Origin of the sequence: Bacillus methanolicus PB1 (assembly GCF_000262755.1) — a bacterium.
In the GTDB taxonomy this organism is placed as follows: domain Bacteria; phylum Bacillota; class Bacilli; order Bacillales; family Cytobacillaceae; genus Bacillus_Z; species Bacillus_Z methanolicus.
In genome coordinates, this window is the sequence record NZ_AFEU01000002.1 from 838,777 (window position 1) to 859,645 (window position 20,869).

24 protein-coding genes are annotated in these 20,869 nt (G+C 42.0%); 18 read left to right on the forward strand and 6 right to left on the reverse strand.

The window, feature by feature from the left end; all coding sequences use genetic code 11:
- The first annotated feature begins 18 nt into the window (after nucleotides 1-18).
- Both PB1_RS09065 and PB1_RS09070 read left to right on the forward strand, forming a co-directional pair.
- A complete protein-coding gene (locus tag PB1_RS09065) occupies nucleotides 19-1,122 on the forward strand; it encodes a DUF4097 family beta strand repeat-containing protein (RefSeq protein WP_003352044.1) in 1,104 nt (367 codons plus the stop codon).
- 83 nt (nucleotides 1,123-1,205) lie between these two features.
- On the forward strand, nucleotides 1,206-1,565 hold the full coding sequence (locus PB1_RS09070) for a phage holin family protein (protein ID WP_003352045.1): 360 nt from the start codon (nucleotides 1,206-1,208) through the stop codon (nucleotides 1,563-1,565).
- 114 nt (nucleotides 1,566-1,679) lie between these two features.
- Here the strand turns inward: PB1_RS09070 and PB1_RS09075 are convergent, their stop codons facing one another.
- From PB1_RS09075 to PB1_RS17475, 6 genes are all read right to left on the reverse strand, one after another.
- A complete protein-coding gene (locus tag PB1_RS09075; RefSeq protein ID WP_003352047.1) occupies nucleotides 1,680-2,489 on the reverse strand; it encodes a 5'-nucleotidase, lipoprotein e(P4) family in 810 nt (269 codons plus the stop codon).
- A gap of 310 nt (nucleotides 2,490-2,799) precedes the next feature.
- Nucleotides 2,800-3,144, reverse strand: a complete 345-nt coding sequence (locus PB1_RS09080) for a type II toxin-antitoxin system RelE/ParE family toxin (RefSeq protein WP_003352049.1) — start codon at nucleotides 3,142-3,144, stop codon at nucleotides 2,800-2,802.
- Nucleotides 3,137-3,520 carry an AbrB/MazE/SpoVT family DNA-binding domain-containing protein gene (locus PB1_RS09085; protein WP_003352051.1) on the reverse strand — a complete coding sequence of 128 codons (384 nt, stop codon included), beginning with the start codon at nucleotides 3,518-3,520 and terminating at the stop codon, nucleotides 3,137-3,139. Before PB1_RS09085 ends, PB1_RS09080 begins: the two co-directional genes overlap by 8 nt.
- 349 nt (nucleotides 3,521-3,869) lie before the next feature.
- The gene (locus tag PB1_RS09090) at nucleotides 3,870-4,559 is read right to left on the reverse strand and encodes an N-acetylmuramoyl-L-alanine amidase (RefSeq protein ID WP_034645159.1); all 690 of its coding nucleotides are present in this window, start codon (nucleotides 4,557-4,559) and stop codon (nucleotides 3,870-3,872) included.
- Between the two features lie 105 nt (nucleotides 4,560-4,664).
- The gene (nagB, locus tag PB1_RS09095) at nucleotides 4,665-5,390 is read right to left on the reverse strand and encodes a glucosamine-6-phosphate deaminase (RefSeq protein ID WP_003352054.1); all 726 of its coding nucleotides are present in this window, start codon (nucleotides 5,388-5,390) and stop codon (nucleotides 4,665-4,667) included.
- Complete coding sequence (locus PB1_RS17475) at nucleotides 5,371-5,529, reverse strand: amidohydrolase family protein (protein ID WP_420796296.1); 159 nt, start codon at nucleotides 5,527-5,529, stop codon at nucleotides 5,371-5,373. The genes nagB and PB1_RS17475 overlap by 20 nt, the downstream gene beginning before the upstream one ends.
- A gap of 198 nt (nucleotides 5,530-5,727) precedes the next feature.
- Between PB1_RS17475 and hprK the strand changes: the two genes are divergently transcribed.
- From hprK to PB1_RS09175, 16 genes are all read left to right on the forward strand, one after another.
- Entirely contained in the window at nucleotides 5,728-6,663 is a 936-nt protein-coding gene (gene hprK, locus PB1_RS09100) for an HPr(Ser) kinase/phosphatase (protein ID WP_003352056.1), read from the forward strand.
- A 26-nt stretch (nucleotides 6,664-6,689) separates the two neighbouring features.
- Entirely contained in the window at nucleotides 6,690-7,511 is an 822-nt protein-coding gene (lgt, locus tag PB1_RS09105; RefSeq protein WP_003352057.1) for a prolipoprotein diacylglyceryl transferase, read from the forward strand.
- Nucleotides 7,512-7,562: 51 nt separating this feature from the next.
- Entirely contained in the window at nucleotides 7,563-8,513 is a 951-nt protein-coding gene (locus PB1_RS09110) for a nucleoside recognition domain-containing protein (RefSeq protein WP_003352058.1), read from the forward strand.
- On the forward strand, nucleotides 8,503-9,147 hold the full coding sequence (gene ppaX, locus PB1_RS09115) for a pyrophosphatase PpaX (RefSeq protein ID WP_003352059.1): 645 nt from the start codon (nucleotides 8,503-8,505) through the stop codon (nucleotides 9,145-9,147). The genes PB1_RS09110 and ppaX overlap by 11 nt, the downstream gene beginning before the upstream one ends.
- Nucleotides 9,148-9,150: 3 nt before the next feature.
- Nucleotides 9,151-9,687, forward strand: a complete 537-nt coding sequence (locus PB1_RS09120) for an acyltransferase (RefSeq protein WP_003352061.1) — start codon at nucleotides 9,151-9,153, stop codon at nucleotides 9,685-9,687.
- A 716-nt stretch (nucleotides 9,688-10,403) separates the two neighbouring features.
- Entirely contained in the window at nucleotides 10,404-11,588 is a 1,185-nt protein-coding gene (locus PB1_RS09125) for an ATP phosphoribosyltransferase regulatory subunit (RefSeq protein WP_034645044.1), read from the forward strand.
- Nucleotides 11,589-11,608: 20 nt separating this feature from the next.
- Nucleotides 11,609-12,232 (forward strand): ATP phosphoribosyltransferase, encoded by a 624-nt coding sequence (hisG, locus tag PB1_RS09130; protein WP_420796297.1) that lies wholly within the window; start codon nucleotides 11,609-11,611, stop codon nucleotides 12,230-12,232.
- Between the two features lie 21 nt (nucleotides 12,233-12,253).
- Nucleotides 12,254-13,522, forward strand: coding sequence for a histidinol dehydrogenase (gene hisD, locus PB1_RS09135; protein WP_003352064.1), 1,269 nt, complete (start codon nucleotides 12,254-12,256; stop codon nucleotides 13,520-13,522).
- Between the two features lie 124 nt (nucleotides 13,523-13,646).
- Nucleotides 13,647-14,234 (forward strand): imidazoleglycerol-phosphate dehydratase HisB, encoded by a 588-nt coding sequence (gene hisB / locus PB1_RS09140; RefSeq protein WP_003352065.1) that lies wholly within the window; start codon nucleotides 13,647-13,649, stop codon nucleotides 14,232-14,234.
- A gap of 189 nt (nucleotides 14,235-14,423) precedes the next feature.
- On the forward strand, nucleotides 14,424-15,062 hold the full coding sequence (hisH, locus tag PB1_RS09145; protein WP_003352066.1) for an imidazole glycerol phosphate synthase subunit HisH: 639 nt from the start codon (nucleotides 14,424-14,426) through the stop codon (nucleotides 15,060-15,062).
- Between the two features lie 101 nt (nucleotides 15,063-15,163).
- Nucleotides 15,164-15,901, forward strand: coding sequence for a 1-(5-phosphoribosyl)-5-[(5-phosphoribosylamino)methylideneamino]imidazole-4-carboxamide isomerase (gene hisA / locus PB1_RS09150; RefSeq protein ID WP_034645161.1), 738 nt, complete (start codon nucleotides 15,164-15,166; stop codon nucleotides 15,899-15,901).
- Nucleotides 15,895-16,653 (forward strand): imidazole glycerol phosphate synthase subunit HisF, encoded by a 759-nt coding sequence (hisF, locus tag PB1_RS09155; protein WP_003352070.1) that lies wholly within the window; start codon nucleotides 15,895-15,897, stop codon nucleotides 16,651-16,653. Before hisA ends, hisF begins: the two co-directional genes overlap by 7 nt.
- The gene (hisIE, locus tag PB1_RS09160) at nucleotides 16,650-17,300 is read left to right on the forward strand and encodes a bifunctional phosphoribosyl-AMP cyclohydrolase/phosphoribosyl-ATP diphosphatase HisIE (RefSeq protein WP_003352071.1); all 651 of its coding nucleotides are present in this window, start codon (nucleotides 16,650-16,652) and stop codon (nucleotides 17,298-17,300) included. The genes hisF and hisIE overlap by 4 nt, the downstream gene beginning before the upstream one ends.
- A gap of 165 nt (nucleotides 17,301-17,465) precedes the next feature.
- On the forward strand, nucleotides 17,466-18,971 hold the full coding sequence (locus PB1_RS09165) for a tetratricopeptide repeat protein (protein WP_003352072.1): 1,506 nt from the start codon (nucleotides 17,466-17,468) through the stop codon (nucleotides 18,969-18,971).
- Nucleotides 18,972-19,085: 114 nt separating this feature from the next.
- Nucleotides 19,086-20,036, forward strand: a complete 951-nt coding sequence (trxB, locus tag PB1_RS09170) for a thioredoxin-disulfide reductase (protein WP_003352073.1) — start codon at nucleotides 19,086-19,088, stop codon at nucleotides 20,034-20,036.
- A gap of 359 nt (nucleotides 20,037-20,395) precedes the next feature.
- Nucleotides 20,396-20,854, forward strand: coding sequence for an NUDIX hydrolase (locus PB1_RS09175; protein ID WP_003352074.1), 459 nt, complete (start codon nucleotides 20,396-20,398; stop codon nucleotides 20,852-20,854).
- Nucleotides 20,855-20,869 lie beyond the last annotated feature (15 nt).

A 20,869-nucleotide genomic window follows, 5' to 3' on the forward strand; every position in this document is an offset into this window, starting at 1 on the left:
CGCTTTGGAGGGATAATGATGAAAGAAGAACGTGAAAGAATTTTAAAAATGGTGCAAGAGGGCAAACTATCTGTCAATGAAGCGTTAACGTTGCTGGAAGAGCTCGATAAAAGCAGCAAAACGATGGAGCAGAAGCAGGAAGAAATCATCCATGAATTATCCGCGGCAGTAAACTATGAAGAAGCGAAAAAGGAAGATTTTGTCCATCACAAATTTCAATCTGTGAAAGATAAAATTTTTGACTTCGTTGATTCTGCTTTGAAAAAGATTAAGGATTTTGATTTGGACCTTAATTTTGGCCAGTCGGTCGAGGTTTCGCATATTTTCCATCATGGAGAAGCTATTGTAAAAGAAATAGATGTGGACGTGGCAAACGGGTCTGTTAAACTCGTGCCATGGGATCAGCGCGATGTCCGGATTGAATGCCATGCGAAAATCTATCGTGTTCATTCTCAAGAAGAAGCGAGGCAATCCTTTTTAAAGGAAGTTGTGTTTGCGATTGAAGGAGGAAAAATGCGGTTCAGCACTCAGCAAAAATGGATGAAAGTTGATGCAAAAATTTATGTGCCTCAGGAAGATTATGATTATGTGAGAGTCCGAATGTTTAATGGTCCGATTGAAGGCAAAAACTTAAAAGTAAATAACCTTAAAATTAAGGCTGCCAACGGAAAAATTAATCTCGATGCCATTATTTCCGGCAAAACGGAAGTTGAGACCGCCAATGGCCATATTCATTTATCCAACAGCACGGCAGATGAGCTTGAACTTGAATCAATTAACGGAGCGATTAAATTAGATGGTGATTTTATAAAAGCAGATGTTCAAACTTTTAATGGCGATGTTCATTGTTCATTAAAAAGCCGGACAGAGTCGATCGCTGCGAAAGCGACAACAGGCGGCATCGATATTTTCCTTCCAGAATCTGTTTCTGCTGAAGGCGAACTGAAGACAAATCTCGGTGGTTTTTCCGTTGAGCTCGAGGGCATTCAAATTGTAGAAGAAAAAACGGAAATAATTCAAAAAATGCTCCGCTTTAAACCGGTCAATGACGAGAAAAAAGTGGTGAAAGTGTTCGCTGATTCAAAAACCGGATCGATACACATAAAAAACAGAGGATCATAACAATTGCTAGGAGGATTGGAAATGAAGCTTGTGCGTTCGAGGACGGATCGTAAATTTACATTTCCAAGCAAAGGGTTTTTACAATGAGATGGCTGATCGGAATTGTTATTAATGCTGTTCTGTTTATCGCTTTGGCGGGGTATTTTAAGGAATCCATTTACTTATCGGGTTTTGGTGCAGCACTCGGGGCGAGTTTTTTGTTGTCGATTTTAAATGTGCTTGTGCGGCCGATTCTCATTCTTTTGACATTGCCGGCAACCGTATTGACTCTCGGTTTGTTCTTATTTGTTATCAATGCGATAACACTGTTGCTCACAGATGCCATTATGGGAACGGCTTTCGAAATTAACGGTTTTGGAATGGCGCTGCTCATGTCAGTAATTATGGCGCTCGTGAATATGATTATTCAAAAAGCAATACTTGAACGTGCGAATAAGAAATAAGGAACAAAGATGAGAAAAAAAGAAAAAAGACCAGTTCGCATATCTCGCGGCTTGGTCTTTACTGTTTATGATTATTATTTTGGCCTTCCATAACAATTTTATGGTAAAAAAATTTTAAGGTGTAAATGGCAGCAAGCTTCTTTCTCTTAATTTTGCTTTTTCAGTGTTTGATAGGCCGAAACTATTATTATAGATGGCTTTTTCCCAATCACCGTACATTGGGTTTGGGAAGACAATAAGTTTTTTGCCAAATTCATCTTTCTGTTTTTCAACGTTTTGGACTCTTTTTGCAGCAGATAAATAATCAAATCCTCTGAAATCTGATAAGTTATCCCCAAATAATAAGACAATGTCATGTGTTTTTGCTACATGTTGACGGCGTGTTGCTTTTCCTTTTTCACCGGGCTGTTTTAACAGAACGTGTTCTGCAGTTGCCTGTGGTGCACCAATTTGCTGCAAGTTTTTAATCGTCGCTTCCTTTTGGGCTTCTTTTCTGTTCGATATGTAAAAAATATCCACTCCCTTAGAGTTTGCATACGATAAAAATTCAACTGCTCCAGGAAGTGCTTTTGCCTCGGCCCGATTAATCCACTCATTCCATGTTTTGCGATTTCGAATGCCGGTTTTTATAGTCCATGCAAAGTAAGGGCTGTTATCTAATACCGTTTCATCGAGATCAAGAACAACAGCAGGCTTCTTCGCCTTTTTATCTAAAGCTTCATCGAGTCTCATTTTTCCTATGTTGTACCCTTGATGAAATAATGCTTTTGCTTCTCCGGCTGTTTGGAACCAAAGAACAGACATTGTATTTTGTTTTTGCAAGTTGCATGCCGGTCCGGCTGCTCCATCCATCGCATTCACACTAACACTGATAAGCAAAAAGGATAAAACAGTTATTGTAAATAATGTTGCCATTTTTTTCATATGGAAACCTCCTTTGATTAAATTCGAGGTTAGTATGTGAAAAAACAACAAATTCACTCCCTTTTTCAATCTTTTTGTCTAAATTATTTTCCAATTACTCGATTCCAAAAGCTGGTGGATATTTTTATATTCTTTAATGAGCCTTTCTTGTTGAAAAGCGGCACTTACTATCACATCCTCTAGCTTCCATTCTCCATCGACTTCACGAAAATGTTGCTGTAAAGGTAAAAAAGCCCCTGCGTAGAGCATGGGACTGTAATACATTAATGTTATGGTATTAAGGCAGTTTTTTCGTATATTAAATATCTGCTTATTTCCGTGGGATACGCTGCCTCATTCCTGATTTTTTTATGTATTTCTTCAGTTCATCATAAAAATTCTCTCTGGTTCCAGCCAATACTATTAACAGCAGATCACCGTTTTCTTGTTCTTCTACACAATAAGCAAGCTCGTAACTTGTCTTGTTGTGCCGGATATCGAAAGAAGAAACTCCGGACAAATCCCCTTTTTTATCATCCCCTAATGTAGGATCCAACCGGAGTACCTCAATGGCTTCCTGAAATTTTTTAAGCAGCGGTTTGTTTTTCTTGATGGATTTAAAAAAAGATTTAGCTCCTGGCGATATTTCGAAATCTAAAGGTTTCTGCCTATTCATCCTTATCCTCATCATCCAATTCATTAAAGAAATCTTCTGTATTAGAATAAATCTGATGGTCTCTGTTTTCGGCTATCAACTGTTGAAGTGCCGGCCTGATTTGTGATTTTCTATAGGCAAACTCCTGAAGCAGTTCTTCCCCTTCATATCCCTCATTAATCAGATCTCGCAGGATAAATTCGCTGAAATCCACATCTTCTTCTACAGGCTTAATAACCAAGGCCCCATCTATAATCTGGCATAGCACCTCATCGTTGATTTTCAGTTCGTCATAAAATTCTTTAGGAATTGTAATTTGTCGCTTGCTGGATACAGAAATTCTCTTAGGCTTTACCATGCGTACTGTCTCCTTTTTCAACTCAAGTACGTTCCCCATAGTATATGCCTCCTTTTATAAAATTTATACTATTTTCTTTGTTTCTTTGAAATTTGGTTCTTGGTTCAAATTATATCATAAAGAGTTTTCTTCTTAAACTTAGATGTGAAGTCCATGAGTGATCTTTTTCGGCCAGGTGCTCTCAAAGACTTAATTGAAAAAATTTGTGTAGGGTGGAAAGTAGAAAAATTATTGCTGCGTTGAACGGGCAATGGTCTGTTAAAACGTAGGTTTAGCAGTCCTTTAAGGAATCTCCTACCTTAAAAATCGTTGGATTTAGGTGGGAGTAGTTCAATTGAAAAGTTAACAACAAAAAATGCTTTCGTTCATCCAAGCATGCAGCACATGTTTACTTTTCAAAGTAAACTAGCGGGTTATAACCGTCTTTTCTCAGCTGCTCAGCGAGTTCTTCTGCATGTTTCTTTTCTTTAAAAGCACCGGCTTGAACTTTATAAAATCCCTTGGCGGCAGGGGGAGGTTGGATCGGTTTTTTCTTTAGGTTATAATGGTCTGCTATGCCTTTTACAATTGCTTCAGCACATGTTTTTCTGTAAACATCAGAGCGTAGCAGTTTCGCTTCCTGGCGATTGGTCATAAATCCGCATTCGACCAGCACTGCCGTCATGTTCGTTTCTCTTAAAACATGAAAATCAGCAGTTTTTACGCCCCGATCTTTCAGGCCGGTAGAGATCACTAAGTTTCGTTGAATTTTCTCTGCCAGTTTGGCTGCTTCAAGAGGCTTGGAAGTATGCACATATGTTTCAATCCCGCCGGCATCATTCCAGGTGTTTCCATATGCATTCGCATGAATCGCTACATAACAATCCACTTTCAATCTGTTTGCTTTGTCAGTCCGCTCCTGCAATGGAACATCTTTCAGGTCGGAATGGGCAAAATAAACGGTAACATTCTCGTATTCCTGAAGCAAATCTCTTGCATAATTCGCAACACTTCGATTGAATTCGTACTCTCGTAAGCCGTCAGGACTGCGCTTGCCTTTTGTAGAATACCCATGGCCCGCATCAAGCATAATCTTCATTTTTACACCTCTTTTCATAAAGACAGCTTGTTCACTTTTAATATATGAAAAAAGGTTCATATCGGACACGGCACAAGCCGTGAATGATGATTCTCCTAATTCGGACTAAATGAATTGTAAGGCATCTTTATCAGCAATGATCGTCACATTTTTATGAAGCTTAAGAACGGATGCCGGGAAATTCTCATTTACTTCGCCATTTACCAATCTCGCAATTGCTTCTGCTTTTGATGAGCCTGATGCAAGCAAAATAATTTCTTTGCTTTCCATAATCGTCGCAATTCCCATTGTGATCGCACGGGCAGGCACGTCTTCTATAGAAGGAAAAAATCGTGCATTTGCTTTTCGTGTACTTTCAGCAAGTGTTACGACATGAGTGCGGCTTTCAAACGAAGTCCCCGGTTCATTGAAACCGATGTGCCCGTTATGGCCAATTCCTAAAAGTTGAAGGTCCACACCGTCAAGATCTTGAATCACACTCTCAAATCGTGAGCATTCAAGTTGAAGATCTTTTGCCATCCCGTCCGGAATGTATGTCTGTTCAAGAGGAATGTCAATGTGGCTGAACAATTGTTCCCGCATGAAAAAATGATAGCTGTGGGGGTCGTTCCGGGAGATGCCGACGTATTCATCGAGATTGACGGTTGTGGCTTGTTTGTATGTTGTTCCGTTCGCCTTGTGGTCTTCAATTAGTTTTTTATAAACACCTTTAGGAGTGCTTCCTGTCGCTAGTCCAATTGTTGCTTTTGGATTGGTCCGCACCATTTCAATAATTTTATTCGCAGCCATATTGCTCATTTCATCATAATTTTCAGTTTTTATAATATTCATTATTAGAGTTCTCTCCTCCTCTTTTATACGCTATTTTTCCTCGGCAGAATGTCGCAAATACTTCATCGTTTTCATCAAGAATGACAATATCAGCGTCTTTTCCCGGTGCAAGGCTTCCTTTACGGTCAAAGACACCTATTTGTTTTGTCTACCGTATAATATGCAAAGTTGCTTATACGATTTGGAAAATATTTATCTATTTAAATAAAGCAAAAAGCATTCAAACAATTGTATACTTTAATATAAACGTAAAGGCATTGTTTTTTGTCAAGGCTAAAAAATGCTAAAATAAAAATGATGATTGTATAGGAATACCGTGATAAAGGAGGTAAAATGATTGCCGAAAGTACGAACCAGGGACATTATTGAAAAGTTTTCACTGGAGCTGATTAGTGGAGAAGAGGGAATTGACCGTCCGATTACAACAAGTGATATTTCTCGCCCCGGAATTGAAATGGCAGGGTATTTTGATTACTATCCGGCTGAGAGGATCCAATTGCTTGGAAAAACAGAGCTTTCTTTTTTTAAGCAATTAGATGAAGATGCCCGCATAACAAGGGTGGAAAAATTATGTACAGATATCACTCCGGCCATCATTATTACACGAGAGATGGAGGTTCCAAAAGAGCTGATCGAAGCTTCTGAACGCAAATCGGTCCCAGTACTTCGCTCCCCGCTAAAAACAACCCGTTTTTCAAGCAGGCTGACGAACTTTCTGGAAGGGAAGCTTGCTCCGACTACTGCCGTACACGGCGTTCTTGTTGATGTTTACGGTATCGGTGTACTAATAACCGGAAAGAGCGGCGTCGGAAAGAGTGAAACGGCCCTTGAGCTTGTAAAACGCGGTCATCGGCTTGTCGCTGATGATTGTGTTGAAATCCGCAAGGAAGACCAGGATATACTTATTGGAAGTGCTCCTGAACTCATTGAGCATCTGCTTGAAATCAGAGGACTTGGTATTATTAATGTTATGACTTTGTTTGGAGCTGGTGCAGTCCGCAGTCATAAGCGAATTACTCTTGTCATTGATCTTGAACTGTGGGATCCAAACAAGCAGTATGACCGGCTTGGATTGGATGAGGAAAAAGTGAATATCATGGATACAGAAATTACTAAAATTACGGTTCCGGTGCGCCCCGGCCGAAATCTTGCCGTTATCATTGAAGTTGCTGCGATGAATTTCCGGCTAAAACGAATGGGAGTAAACGCGGCACTGCAATTTACGAATCGTTTGTCTGATGCGATTGAAGACGGTGACCATGAAGACGTGTAACAGAATTTCAGTTTTGAGGTGAAATAATGGAAGAGAACATTCAGCCGATTGACCCAATTGCCTTCACGCTTGGACCGATCCAGGTTCACTGGTATGGTGTGATTATTGGCCTCGGGATTGCTCTCGCTCTATGGGTTGCCATGAGAGAAGGGGAAAAGCGGGGCATGCCGAAGGATATATTTGCTGATTTAATGCTTTGGGCGATTCCGATTGCGATTATTTCAGCACGCATTTATTATGTAATTTTCCAATGGGATTATTATTCCCAGAACCCGGGTGAAATTATTAAAATTTGGAATGGGGGAATTGCCATTCACGGCGCCCTGATTGGTTCAGTTATTACCGCATCTGTTTTTTCTAAAAATAGAGGCATTTCTTTCTGGAAACTGGCGGACGTTGCTGCACCTAGTATAATTCTCGGCCAGGCGATCGGCCGCTGGGGAAATTTTATAAATCAGGAAGCACACGGAGGAGAAGTAAGCCGTTCTTTTCTTGAAGGCTTGCATTTGCCGGAATTTATTATTAACCAGATGTATATTAACGGAGCGTACTATCATCCGACTTTCTTATATGAATCTATTTGGAATTTTCTCGGGTTTATCGTACTGATCCTATTAAGACGGGTAAATTTGCGGAGAGGCGAACTGTTTTTGACTTATGTTATCTGGTATTCAATCGGACGGTTTTTTATCGAAGGTATGAGGACAGATAGTTTAATGCTTACGGAAAGTTTAAGGATGGCGCAAACGATCTCAATTGTTCTAATTATCGGCGCAATTGTATTAATGATTTACAGGAGGATGAATCGAAATTCGGATGCTCGTTATTTAGATAAAAGCAATGAGTAGTATAAAAATCATTTTCTAGTGGAAATGGATGAGCAGAGGAGAAGAATTAAAATGCTGATTGGGTCACTGAAAAGGGGCAGTATCATCGGGCTAAAAACAACATGGTCTCTTGGGAAAATTATTTTTCCGATAACACTCTTTGTTTCTTTGCTTCAATATACACCTGTTTTACCGTGGATGATTGGCTTGATTACGCCGTTTATGAATGTACTTGGTTTATCAGGGGATGCCGCGATTCCAATTGTAATCGGAAATTTTTTAAACTTATATGCCGCCATCGGTGCGATTTTATCTCTTGATTTAACGGTAAAGGAAGTTTTTATCATTGTCGTTATGCTTTCGTTTTCCCATAACATTTTTGTGGAATCAAGTGTCGCCCTTAAAGTCGGGGTTAAATTATGGATCATCACAGCCGTCAGGCTCGGGCTTGCCTTTCTGTCTGCCATTGTGATCAACCTCATCTGGCAAGGCGGCTCAGAACCGGCAAAGTATGGTTTGATTCCTCCAAAAGCAGTTCATGTAAGCGGCTGGGAAAACATTATATTGGACGGGCTTCAGAAAGCGGGAATCGGTATTTTACAGCTGGCTATCATTGTCATTCCGCTGATGATCGGGATTCAAATATTAAAGGATTTAAAATGGCTCAATGTTTTTTCGAAATGGATGGCGCCTTTGACAAAGATCCTTGGTATGAAAGAAAATACATCAACCACTTTGGCAGCAGGTCTTATGTTCGGTCTTGCGTATGGTGCGGGAGTTATGATTCAAGCTGTTAAGGAGGACGGCGTCAGCCAAAAGGATGTAACGCTTGCGTTTATTTTCCTTGCCGCCTGCCATGCCGTTGTTGAGGATACATTAATTTTTGTGCCGCTCGGAATCTCTGTTCTGCCGCTTTTCTTCATCCGGCTGGGCACTGCCATTATGCTGACGCTTGCAGTCGGATTTTTCTGGAATCGGGCGGAGCTCGCAAAAAGAAAGGGAATAGCAACATATGAACACTAAAATCAACACTGTATTATTTGACTTAGATGGCACATTGATTGATACAAATGAATTAATTATTTCGTCGTTTTTACATACATTGGAAAAGTACTATCCCGGCCAATATAAGCGGGCTGATGTGATCCCGTTTATGGGCCCTACCTTAGAGGAAACATTTGAAGGAATCAATAAAGATCTGGCGGAGGATTTGGCGAAAACATACCGCGAATTCAACATCTCCAACCATGACCTTTTTGTAAAAGAATTTGACGGAGTGTATGAAACCGTCCGGGTGTTAAAAGAAAACGGCATTAAGCTCGGAATCGTGACGACAAAACGCCTGGATGTTGCATTAAAAGGGATCAAGCTTACAAAACTCGATGAATTGTTTGATTGTCTTGTTGCCATTGACCATGTAAAAAAACCAAAGCCTGATCCGGAGCCGATTTTGCTTGCTTTAGAACAGTTACAGTCTGTTCCTGAAGAAACATTAATGGTCGGGGATAACCACCACGATATTTTGGCTGGAAAAAATGCCGGAACGAAAACGGCAGGTGTTGCCTGGTCGCTGAAGGGCAAAGATTATTTAGCCCAGTTTGAACCAGACTATATGTTGAACAATATAGCTGATTTATTATTCATTCTTGGAGTGTAAAACATGAGAAGAACGACCCGTTATCCTGTTAAAGGTGCCAATTCATTGCGACATGTCTATAAAACGGTTCCCTTTTGGAAAGTAGTCAAAAATTTTATCGTCATTCAAATTGCGCGCTACACTCCGTTTCTTGGAATGAAAAACTGGCTGTACCGGACATTTTTAAAAATGAAGATCGGTGAGGGAACATCTTTTGCATTAATGGTGATGCTTGATGTGATGTTTCCTGAGAAAATAAGCGTTGGACGCAATACGGTGATCGGCTATAATACGACGATTTTGGCACATGAATATTTAATTAAAGAATATCGCCTCGGGAATGTAGAGATCGGCAGTGAGGTCATGATTGGTGCGAATACGACTATTTTGCCCGGGATCACGATAGGCGATGGAGCGATCGTATCGGCAGGCACGCTTGTCCATAAGGATGTGCCGCCCGGTGCATTTGTCGGAGGAAACCCGATGAAAGTGATCTATACAAAAGAAGAATTGGAGAAACGGCGAGCGGATGACCCAATTTATGGAAAAAGGGAAGAGTAAGAGTCTGGAACTTTGCGTTTCAGGCTTTTTTAAAAGTTTTTGATCATGGTTTTATTATTGAAAGTAGGAAAAAATTCATACTGATAGGAATTTTTTTAAATGAAATTGAACGGTGCGGACTCTTTTTAAAGGCAGATGAATGAAATGAGCCGTTAAACAGGTCATATGAGTCTTTATTTGAAAATATGAGCCGTTATTTTTGATAATGAGCCTTTAATTTCATTTATGAGCCTTTATTTTGGTTTATGAGTCTTTATTCTTATTTATGAGCTTTTATATGAATTTATGAGCTTTCACTATGTTCGCCAACATTGAAAAAATTTTTCTATGGAAAAGGGGCGGAGCTGTGCAAACAAAAATAGAAATGCCATCCTTTCTTTAGCAAGATACATGTTTAGTTATGTAAATATTTAGAGCATGGCTTCGCTCATACCGCCTTATTATGTTGGTTATGTTCTTATATGAACCTATTTCTATGTCATAGTTTGAAGTTTAAACTCAAGCTCGCTTTTTCAAAAAAATTTTCTGTTGACTATCGTCAAAATGAGCGATAAACTACAAATAACTTCACTTTGCTACCATATTAACGAACTAAAGGATTCAGAACTTTTATTAAAATAAATTCGGGTTATGACAAAAACGAGCAGATTTACAGCTGTTTGAACTTGCAGCCGCATGTATTTTCGGTTCGTTTACTTAAATAAAGGGTGAAAAGAATGAGTCAGTTATTTATGTTTGAGAAGCCGCTCGGCATGAGAGATACACTGCCGGAATTATATGAAACGAAGGATCATGTGCGGTCCTCCATTGAGGAAGAAATGAAACGCTGGGGCTATCAGTTTATTGAGACTCCGGCGCTTGAATATTATGAAACGGTTGGAGCCGCGTCCGCTATATTGGATCAGCAGTTGTTTAAACTATTAGACCAGCAGGGTCATACGCTTGTGCTTAGACCTGATATGACGGCACCGATAGCGCGTGTAGCCGCTTCCAAGCTGTTAAAAGACGATATGCCGCTGCGCCTTGCTTATTCGGCGAATGTATACAGAGCTCAGCAGCGGGAAGGCGGCCGCCCGGCAGAATTTGAACAGATCGGGGTTGAATGTATCGGTGACGGCACGGTAAGTGCTGACGGGGAAGTCATTGCCTTAATGATTTCATCGATTAAAGAAGCAGGCTTGGCAGACTTTCAAGTTTCCGTCGGCCATATTGGTTTTGTTCAGGAATTTTTCCGGGAAATTCTCGGAACGGAAGAACGGGCCAATGCATTGATGAAATTTTTATATGAAAAAAATTATGTCGGGTACAGGGAGCATGTAAAATCACTTAGCCTTTCTTCCATTGATAAGCAGCGTTTGTTGGAGTTTTTGCAGCTAAGGGGCGGAGAAGAAGTTATCAAACTTGCATTCAAGCTTATCGAAAACGGATGCGGAGCAGAAGCCGTTCGTCAATTGCGGCAGCTCTGGGAAACGATTTCCGATTACGGTGAAGAAGCATCGGTAAAGTTCGATTTAACGCTTGTCAGCCATATGAGCTATTACACCGGAATCTTATTTGAAGTGTATGCCGGAAGCGTTGGCTTTCCGATCGGAAATGGCGGAAGATATGATCTTTTAATGCAAAAATTCGGCAAAACAACCGGTGCTACAGGGTTCGCATTAAGACTTGACCGGATGATCGAAGCACTGGGGACACTTGAAAAAAGCGAGCCGGTCATTTGTATTTTATTCAGCGACGAACGCCGAAAAGAGGCGTTTGAAATAGCGAAAGCGAAACGGGCGGACGGAATGCGGGTCGTTCTCCAGGATATAAACGGCGTAAACAATGTGGATGCCTGTACCAATAAGTATGCTGATACAATCTTTTTATTAGGAAGTGCAGGAAGGAGGCCTTCGTCTTGAGTGAGTTAGTAACGGTTGCAATGCCGAAAGGCCGGATTTTTGAAGAAGCTGTTGAATTATTGCGAATGGCCGGCTACCGTTTGCCTCCCGAATTTGAAGATTCACGGAAATTAATCATTGATGTAGAAGAAGAACGGATGCGCTTTATCCTCGCAAAGCCGATGGATGTTCTCACGTACGTGGAACACGGTGTGGCTGACCTAGGGATCGCCGGAAAAGATGTTATGCTTGAAGAAGAACGGGATGTTTACGAATTGCTTGATTTGAAAATCAGCCATTGTTATCTTGCCGTTGCCGGCCTTCCAAACACGAAAATGAACGATGTCGCTCCAAAAATTGCGACAAAATATCCGAATGTGGCCGCTGCTTATTTTCGTGAGCAAGGGGAACAGGTGGAAATTATTAAATTGAACGGATCGATTGAATTGGCGCCGTTAATCGGACTTTCCGACCGAATTGTTGATATTGTTTCAACGGGGCGGACATTGAAGGAAAACGGCTTGGTTGAATATGAACGGATTGTTGATATTACATCGCGGCTTGTCGTCAACCCGGTAAGCTATCGGATGAAAGATGAGCGGATCAGTGAGCTTGTGGAACGGCTAAGTACTGTTATTGAGGGCGAGGCTGTCCGGCAGCCGTAAGCGTCTGAAAGGATGAAAGATGTGAAAATATTAAAGGTCAAGGATCTTATTTCGATAAAAAGAACAGTTGACAGCGGAACTGAACAACAGCGGGCTGCTGTAAAAGAAATCATTAGTGAAGTTCGTGAAAAAGGCGATGCCGCGTTGATTGAGTATACAGAAAAATTCGATGGGGTCCGGTTATCTTCTTTGTCCGTGACAGAAGAAGAAGTGGACGAGGCATTTAATGAGATTAGCGAACAATTTGTTTCGATTATCAAGGAAGCGGCTGAAAATATTCGCGCTTTTCATGAAAAACAATTGCGCCCTTCTTGGATGACAACTGATAAAACGGGGACGATTCTCGGCCAAAAGGTAACGCCGCTAGCTTCTGCCGGCGTTTATGTACCGGGAGGAACGGCTGCCTATCCTTCTTCAGTGCTGATGAATGTGATTCCGGCAAAAGTGGCAGGCGTGGAGCGGATTGTAATGGTTTCGCCGCCCGGCCGAAATGGAAAGCTTCCGCCAGCCGTGTTAGTGGCGGCAAGGATTGCCGGAGTGAAGGAGATATATAAGGTCGGGGGAGCGCAGTCGATTGCGGCGCTTTCCTACGGAACAGAAACAATCAAACCTGTCGATAAAATTACCGGACCCGGAAATATTTTTGTAGCGCTGGCCAAAAGAGAAGTGTTTGGCGATGTCGACATTGACATGATCGCCGGACCAAGTGAAATTGCCGTGCTGGCTGATAGTACTGCAAAAGCACATGAAATAGCTGCCGACTTATTATCACAGGCGGAGCATGACAGTCGTGCATGCAGCATCCTTGTGACAACATCAGAGCAACTGGCAAAGGATGTTTCACTTGAAGTGGAAAAACAGCTTTCCGATCTGCCGCGCAAAGAAATTGCGGCTCAATCGATTGCGGATTACGGAGCGATTTATGTCGCAGAACATATGGACGAAGCAGTTGAAACAATTAATGCTCTGGCACCGGAGCATCTTGAGATCATCACAGAGAATGCGATAGAGCTTTTAGGAAAAATTCGCAACGCAGGAGCAATTTTTATCGGCAGATTCAGCTCTGAACCGGTCGGCGACTATTTTGCCGGGCCGAATCATGTTTTGCCGACAAATGGGACGGCGCGGTTTTCCAGCCCGCTTAGTGTCGAGGATTTTCAGAAAAAATCAAGCATTATTGCTTACAGTCAAACAGCTCTAGAGCAAAATATAGATAAAATAGCTGCGTTTGCCCGTTTGGAAGGGCTTGAAGCACATGCCCGGGCAGTGGAAGCAAGGTTTAAGGATTAGTCATAAATTTAATATTGATATGGGATTGAAGGGCCGACCGGTCGAGACTAAATCTTTTACAATCGGGCGATTTTGCTGGCTGTTGAAGAAAGATTGAAGGACCAATCGTGATGGAGGCAAAAGAATGGAAAGAACCTCAAGTGTATATCGAAAAACTAACGAAACAGATATTAAACTAACGTTTACAATCGACGGTGAAGGCAAGTCGGACATTGAAACAGGTGTGCCGTTTATGACCCATATGCTCGATCTGTTTACGAAACACGGCCAATTTAACCTGACAGTTGATGCAAAGGGCGATATTGAAGTTGATGACCACCATACTACAGAAGATATTGGGATATGTCTTGGACAGGCTCTCCGCGAAGCACTTGGCGATAAGAAAGGAATCCGGCGTTACGGAAATGCTTTTGTTCCGATGGATGAAGCCCTCGCTCAAGTTGTCGTCGATTTGAGCAACCGTCCGCATCTGGAAATGCGCGCTGAGTTTCCCTCCCAAAAGGCAGGAAATTTTGATACAGAGCTTGTGCATGAGTTTTTATGGAAACTTGCGCTTGAGGCACGGATGAATCTTCATGTAATTGTACATTATGGGAAAAACACGCACCATATGATTGAAGCGGTTTTTAAGGCGCTTGGCCGCGCTCTTGATGAGGCGACAATGATCGATCCCCGGATTAAAGGGATTCCGTCCACGAAAGGGATGTTATAAATAAATCAGCCGCCCTTGCATCACGTTAACGCGTTAAACCATTGAGGGACAGGCCCGCACCGCGTTAACGCGTTAAATCATTGAGGGACAGGCCCGCACCGCGTTAACGCGTTAAATTGTTGGGGGTCTGACCCGCACTGCGTTAATGCGTTAAAGTAAGCAGAGAGCTTTGCGAAAGGGGTATTATAAATGATCGGCATTATTGATTATGGTATGGGAAATTTGTTCAGTGTCAGCAAGGCGCTTGAACGGTTAGGTGCATCTTATTTTATATCGGAGTACCGGCAGGAGCTTCGTGAAGCGAGTGCGTTAATATTACCAGGCGTTGGCTCTTTTCGGGATGCGATGGCCAGACTGAATGATACGGGTCTTACTGATATGGTAAAGGAGTATGTCCAAAGCGGACGGCCTCTGCTTGGCATTTGCCTTGGCATGCAGCTGCTATTTGAGGAAAGTGAAGAAAACGGCTTGACGAAAGGACTGGCGCTGCTTCCGGGAAAAGTTCATCGTTTCCCTGGAATTACTGAACAGGGGGAGACGTACAAAGTTCCGCATATGGGGTGGAACAAGCTAAATCTGGCTGCCCCATCTCCTATTTTAGAAAATATAACTGGCGGTTTTGTTTATTTTGTACACTCTTATTATGTCAGTCCGGGAGAGCGGGACGTTGTAATTGCGGAAACCGATTATGACGTGAAGGTTCCCGCGGTAGTAGGAAGAGGAAATGTCTATGGTATGCAATTTCATCCTGAAAAAAGCGGGGCTTTAGGTATGCAGCTTTTGCACAATTTCGTCACACTTAACGGATCTTTAAGCTTTGCGGGTTAACTTTCCGCGGCGTGTTTTTTCAAATAATAACTAGTGGGAAAAAGCCCTCATTGGTGAAAGTTTCACTTTATTTAGCTGGAAGGGGAAAGGATGGCGGTGTCATGGCTTTTACTATTTATCCCGCGATTGATATGCGCGGCGGAAAATGTGTTCGGCTTCTTCAAGGCGATTATGATAAAGAGACGGTTTATGGCGATTCTCCGTTTGAAATGGCGGCCCGGTTTGCCGCTGAAGGCGCTGAATGGATACATATGGTCGATCTTGACGGCGCGAAGGATGGAAAACGAGTTAATGATGAATTTGTTATAAAAGCGGCTCGTGAACTGGAGGTAAAAGTTCAGATAGGCGGGGGCATACGGACGGAAAATGATATCGTTCATTATTTGGAAAACGGCGTGGAGCGTGTCATTATCGGGAGCGCAGCTGTTTCCAATCCTGAGTTTGCAGTTGATATGATTCGAAAGTACGGAGAAAAAATTGCCGTCGGCATTGACGCAAAAAACGGATATGTTGCCACTCACGGCTGGCTCAATACAAGTGATACGAAAGCGGTCGAGTTAGGAAAACGCTTTGCTGATGCCGGGGCGGAAACGTTTATATTTACCGATATTGCAACCGATGGAATGCTTTCAGGACCCAATTTTGATGCCGTACGGGAAATGGCTGAAGAAACAGGAAAAAGCGTGATTGCTTCAGGAGGCGTCAGCTCGATAGAGGATTTGCAAAAGTTAAAAGCTTTTTCAAAGAAAGGTGTATGCGGCGCGATTGTCGGCAAAGCCATTTATGAAGGGCGTTTTTCCGTTAGAGAAGCGCTGAGAGAGGTGAGCGGGCAATGCTGACAAAACGAATTATTCCATGCTTGGATGTAAAAGATGGACGGGTTGTCAAAGGGATTCAATTTGTTCAACTCCGAGATGCGGGAGACCCTGTCGAACTGGCGCGCGTTTATGACGAGCAAGGTGCGGATGAGCTTGTTTTTCTTGATATTAGTGCATCCCACGAAGGCCGGAAAACAATGGTCGAGGTCGTAAAGGCAGTTGCATCTGAACTGGCGATCCCTTTTACGGTTGGAGGCGGTATTAACTCGCTAGAAGATATGAAGCGTATTTTACGGGCCGGTGCCGATAAAGTTTCACTTAATACCGCAGCTGTATTGAAGCCTTCTTTGATTACGGAAGGTGCGGACTTTTTCGGTTCCCAGTGCATCGTCGTTGCGATTGATGCGAAATATGACCTTGAATTAGGCTCATGGCGGGTTTACACGCACGGCGGCAGAAAGCTGACAGAATGGGAAGCAGTTGAATGGGCGAAGGAAGCGGTTGAGCGAGGAGCCGGTGAAATTTTATTGACGAGCATGGACAGTGACGGCGAAAAAAATGGCTTTGATATATCGCTAACGAAAGCAGTCAGCGAGGCAGTCAGTGTTCCAGTAATTGCATCAGGCGGAGCGGGAAACGCAGAACATTTTGTCGAAGTATTTTTGAAAGGGAAAGCAGATGCTGCTCTGGCGGCTTCGATTTTTCACTATAAAGAGACGTCTGTAAGTGAAGTGAAAGACTTTTTAAGAAAGAATGGGGTGCATGTTCGATGAACATGGAATCGATTAAATTTGATGAAAAAGGGCTCGTCCCGGCGATTGTCCAAGATGCGTCTACGAAAGAGGTTCTCACGCTGGCTTATATGAACCGTGAATCACTCAGGAAAGCGATGGAGACGGGAGAGACATGGTTTTACAGCCGTTCACGCCAGAAGCTGTGGCATAAAGGGGAAACAAGCGGAAATACACAGAAGATTGTTGAAATGAAGTATGATTGTGATCAAGATGCTATTCTCGTCCTCGTTCAACCTGACGGGCCGGCATGCCATACAGGATCTGTCAGTTGCTTTTCAGAACGCTTTTATCACGGCGAGGAAATCGGAGAGGTGTCTGGAGAAACTCCTGAAAGCCTTTTGGATTATCAAATCTTGCAAACTCTTGAAAAAGTGATTGAAGAGCGGGAGCGGGAACGCCCGGAAGGCGCCTATACGACTTATTTGTTTGAAAAAGGCGTTGATAAGATTTTGAAAAAAGTCGGTGAAGAAGCTTCAGAAGTCATCATCGCCGCAAAAAACCGCGATGCGGATGAGTTAAAGTGGGAAGCAGCCGATCTGCTTTATCACTTATTGGTGCTTTTAAGAGAACAGCAGCTTCCATTCAAAGAAATCCTCAAAGTCTTGTCCAAACGGCACCAAAATTAGGGGCCAGATCCTCAATGCATTAAAGCTTTAAAGCATTGAGGGTCTGGCCCGCGATCCGTTAAAGCGTTGCAGCGATGTAGTACTTTGCCGTCGTGCCGCCCTCTTCTCTTTCGGCTTGCTCTTATGTTATACTATTAAGGTTAATAATGATAATTGGAGGATTGCATGGGGAAAGATTCAAAAGCAAGACATCAAAAGGGAATGTTACTTTCGTTTATTCCAACAGGGGAGTATTATTTCTCAAAAGGGATAAAAGCTTTCCAGAGTCGTGATTTTCAAAAAGCAAAAAAATATTTGCTCCGGGCCATGCAGCTCGAACCGGGCGAGCCGATGATTGCCTGCCAATTGGCAATTGTGTATACAGAGTTGGGAGAGTACCAAAATTCAAATCGGCTTTTGCATTTTATCCTCGAAGAATTGGATGAAGAAATGGCGGAATGCCACTATTTTCTTGCAAATAATTATGCCCATCTCGGATTTTTCAAAGACGCATGCCACCATGCTAAACTCTATTTAGAATTAGATCAGGACGGCGAATTTACAGAAGATGCAGAGGACTTGCTCTCTCTGTTGAATTTGGAATCAGAAGGGCTTGGAGAAGAACTGTATGAAGAGGATGACCTTATCATTAAACAAGAACAGGCTCGCGAATTGCTTGAATCAGGCCATTTTCCAAAGGCTATTGAAATATTAAATGGGGTAATTAAGGAGTACCCGGAATATTGGTCAGCCTATAATAACCTTGCGCTCGCATACTTTTATCTTGGAGAAATTAAAAAAGCCGAGGAAATATTAAATAATGTTTTGCGTTTAAATCCGGGCAATTTACATGCTCTTTGCAATAAATTAGTATTTTCCTATTACCAGAGTAGGACAAAAGAAGTAAAAAAAATGAAAGAAGTCTTAGCGAAAATAAAACCGCTTTCAAGCGAGCATCAGTTTAAGCTTGGGGCTACTTTTGCACTAATCGGCGAATATGAACTGGCTTATTTCTGGCTTAAGAAGCTTTATAAGCAGGGATATGACGGGGATGGGGGATTTTACTACTGGCTGTCAATCTCTTCGTATTATACTGGGAGAGAACAAGCGGGACGCAATATTTGGAAAAGGGTATTGGAGCTCAATCCTGAAAAAGCCGGCCTTGAACCGTGGAATGAGGAAAGGCCTTCTGTAAGCGGCTTTGAAGACCATATTGCCTCGATCTTGAAAAAATATGAAAGTGATTATATCGAAGAGCGCCTTTTTGCTATTTTCTTAACTTCTCTTTCCGGCCAAAAGGATGAAATTCTTTTCTCTAGACAAGTTGTTTCAAACTCAAAACTGTCCAAATTAGAACAAGAATATTTATATTTTATTAAAAAAATGGATGAACATTCTTGTGGACAGTTTATAAGAATGGGTCATGAAACTGCTCAAGTTTTATATGAAATACATCAGCCGATTGGAACAAAACAAGCCGGTCTTTATTTACTGTGGTTTTCTGTTTTTGCAGAAGCTGCAAAATCAAACATTCGTCTTAAAAATACGAAAGCATGGGCAGGCGCCATCGAGTATATTTGGCATAAATTGCGGGATGAAAAAGAATCCCAGCAATCAATCGCCAGCCAGTATGGGGTTTCTCCGTCCACATTGCAAAAATATATAAAATTGGTGTACAGCTGTCTACGGTGAGCAATTTTTTGGACAATAACTCTTGGGTCTTATAGGATAGGTATAGATAGGAAATAATAAGGTGAACATAATTCTTATTAATTAAGACCCTATTACTTTAAAGGAGTGTAAAAAGTGTCAGAAGAAAAAATTTATGACGTCATCATTGCCGGTGCTGGTCCTGCCGGATTGACAGCTGCCGTTTATACTTCCCGTGCCAACCTTTCCACATTAATGATCGAGCGCGGTGTGCCGGGAGGGCAAATGGCTAATACCGAAGATGTTGAAAATTATCCCGGTTTTGATCATATTCTTGGTCCTGAATTATCAACAAAAATGTTCGAACATGCGAAAAAATTCGGTGCAGAATATGCCTACGGTGATATAAAAGAAGTGATCGATGGGAAAGAATATAAAACCGTTGTAGCCGGTTCAAAAGAATACAAAGCCCGCGCGGTCATTATTGCGACCGGTGCTGAATTTAAAAAGCTTGGCGTGCCGGGCGAAAAAGAATTTGGAGGACGCGGTGTATCATATTGTGCTGTTTGTGACGGAGCTTTTTTTAAAGGAAAAGAGCTTGTTGTTGTCGGCGGAGGGGACTCTGCAGTTGAAGAAGGCGTATATTTAACAAGATTTGCGTCGAAGGTGACGATCGTTCACCGCCGTGACGAGCTTCGTGCGCAGGCGATTCTTCAGCAACGTGCATTTGCAAATGAAAAAGTTGATTTTATTTGGAGCCATACGGTGAAGGAAATCAATGGAAAAGATGGTAAAGTCGGCAGTGTGACCCTTGTGTCCACAAAAACAGGTGAAGAAAGAGAATTTAAAACAGACGGTGTCTTTGTTTATATCGGCATGGTGCCGCTTTCTAAGCCATTTGAAAAACTCGGAATTACAAACGAAAATGGTTATATTGAAACAAATGAAAGAATGGAAACTAAAGTGCCCGGCATTTTCGCGGCAGGCGATATCCGCGAGAAATCGCTGCGCCAAATTGTTACAGCAACAGGCGATGGAAGCATCGCAGCTCAAAGTGCCCAGCATTATGTAGAAGAACTAAAAGAAGAACTAAAAATAAAAGCATAAAACAAACGGGGACAGCCCTTCATCGCATTACCGCAATAAGGGTCTGTCCCCGACTGCTTTAACGCATTAACGCGATGGGGGCCAGGCCCCGAAAAAAGTAACTGCGTTTTAATTCTTCTGTAACAGAAGTGAAATAATTTTTGGGTATTATTAAAGCAGAAATTGACCCCCTTTTAAAAAATATAATCCTTTATTACTGCACAGGTGATCCTGTGCTCTTTTTTTGCTGAGATTATGGCTTTTGTATTCATTGTGGCTGATTTACAAAAATAGTATAATGAAAAGAAGGAGATAACTTTAGCATGTTGAAGTATGAAGTATACAGATAAAAGCGTACGGCTCAAATTGAGGTGACAAAAGTGCAGCGGGTGACAAATTGCGTGCTGTTAAAAGATAATAAAATTCTTCTTTTACAAAAGCCTCGCCGCAACTGGTGGGTTGCTCCCGGAGGCAAAATGGAGCCGGGTGAATCAGTAAAAGATTCTTGTATACGCGAGTATCGGGAAGAAACAGGCATTTATTTGCGGAACCCGAAAATAAAAGGGATTTTCACATTTATTATGAAAGAAGGCGACCGAGTGCTGTCTGAGTGGATGATGTTCAGTTTTCTTGCTACAGAAGCAGATGGTGTAAATTTAGATCAAAGCGAGGAAGGAATCCTTGCCTGGCACGAACTTAAGAATATAAAGAACCTCCCGATGGCAGCAGGTGATTATCATATTCTTGAATATTTGATTCATGGCAAAGGCGTGATTTTTGGGACATTTACATACACTCCGGATTTCGAGCTGATCAGTTATCGGCTTGATCCAAGCTAGAATCACACCAATAAA

Bases quoted from the DNA above. Each gene is read 5' to 3' on its own strand.
- hisA (WP_034645161.1), top strand. From the start codon at position 15,164: ATGGCTTTTACTATTTATCCCGCGATTGATATGCGCGGCGGAAAATGT.
- PB1_RS09090 (WP_034645159.1), bottom strand. From the start codon at position 4,559: ATGAAGATTATGCTTGATGCGGGCCATGGGTATTCTACAAAAGGCAAG.
- PB1_RS09085 (WP_003352051.1), bottom strand. From the start codon at position 3,520: ATGGGGAACGTACTTGAGTTGAAAAAGGAGACAGTACGCATGGTAAAG.
- PB1_RS09065 (WP_003352044.1), top strand. From the start codon at position 19: ATGAAAGAAGAACGTGAAAGAATTTTAAAAATGGTGCAAGAGGGCAAA.
- ppaX (WP_003352059.1), top strand. From the start codon at position 8,503: ATGAACACTAAAATCAACACTGTATTATTTGACTTAGATGGCACATTG.
- PB1_RS09110 (WP_003352058.1), top strand. From the start codon at position 7,563: ATGCTGATTGGGTCACTGAAAAGGGGCAGTATCATCGGGCTAAAAACA.
- PB1_RS09075 (WP_003352047.1), bottom strand. From the start codon at position 2,489: ATGAAAAAAATGGCAACATTATTTACAATAACTGTTTTATCCTTTTTG.
- hisF (WP_003352070.1), top strand. From the start codon at position 15,895: ATGCTGACAAAACGAATTATTCCATGCTTGGATGTAAAAGATGGACGG.
- hisB (WP_003352065.1), top strand. From the start codon at position 13,647: ATGGAAAGAACCTCAAGTGTATATCGAAAAACTAACGAAACAGATATT.
- lgt (WP_003352057.1), top strand. From the start codon at position 6,690: ATGGAAGAGAACATTCAGCCGATTGACCCAATTGCCTTCACGCTTGGA.
- PB1_RS09165 (WP_003352072.1), top strand. From the start codon at position 17,466: ATGGGGAAAGATTCAAAAGCAAGACATCAAAAGGGAATGTTACTTTCG.
- hisIE (WP_003352071.1), top strand. From the start codon at position 16,650: ATGAACATGGAATCGATTAAATTTGATGAAAAAGGGCTCGTCCCGGCG.
- nagB (WP_003352054.1), bottom strand. From the start codon at position 5,390: ATGAATATTATAAAAACTGAAAATTATGATGAAATGAGCAATATGGCT.
- hisH (WP_003352066.1), top strand. From the start codon at position 14,424: ATGATCGGCATTATTGATTATGGTATGGGAAATTTGTTCAGTGTCAGC.
- PB1_RS09080 (WP_003352049.1), bottom strand. From the start codon at position 3,144: ATGAATAGGCAGAAACCTTTAGATTTCGAAATATCGCCAGGAGCTAAA.
- PB1_RS09125 (WP_034645044.1), top strand. From the start codon at position 10,404: ATGAGTCAGTTATTTATGTTTGAGAAGCCGCTCGGCATGAGAGATACA.
- PB1_RS09070 (WP_003352045.1), top strand. From the start codon at position 1,206: ATGAGATGGCTGATCGGAATTGTTATTAATGCTGTTCTGTTTATCGCT.
- PB1_RS09120 (WP_003352061.1), top strand. From the start codon at position 9,151: ATGAGAAGAACGACCCGTTATCCTGTTAAAGGTGCCAATTCATTGCGA.
- hisG (WP_420796297.1), top strand. From the start codon at position 11,609: ATGCCGAAAGGCCGGATTTTTGAAGAAGCTGTTGAATTATTGCGAATG.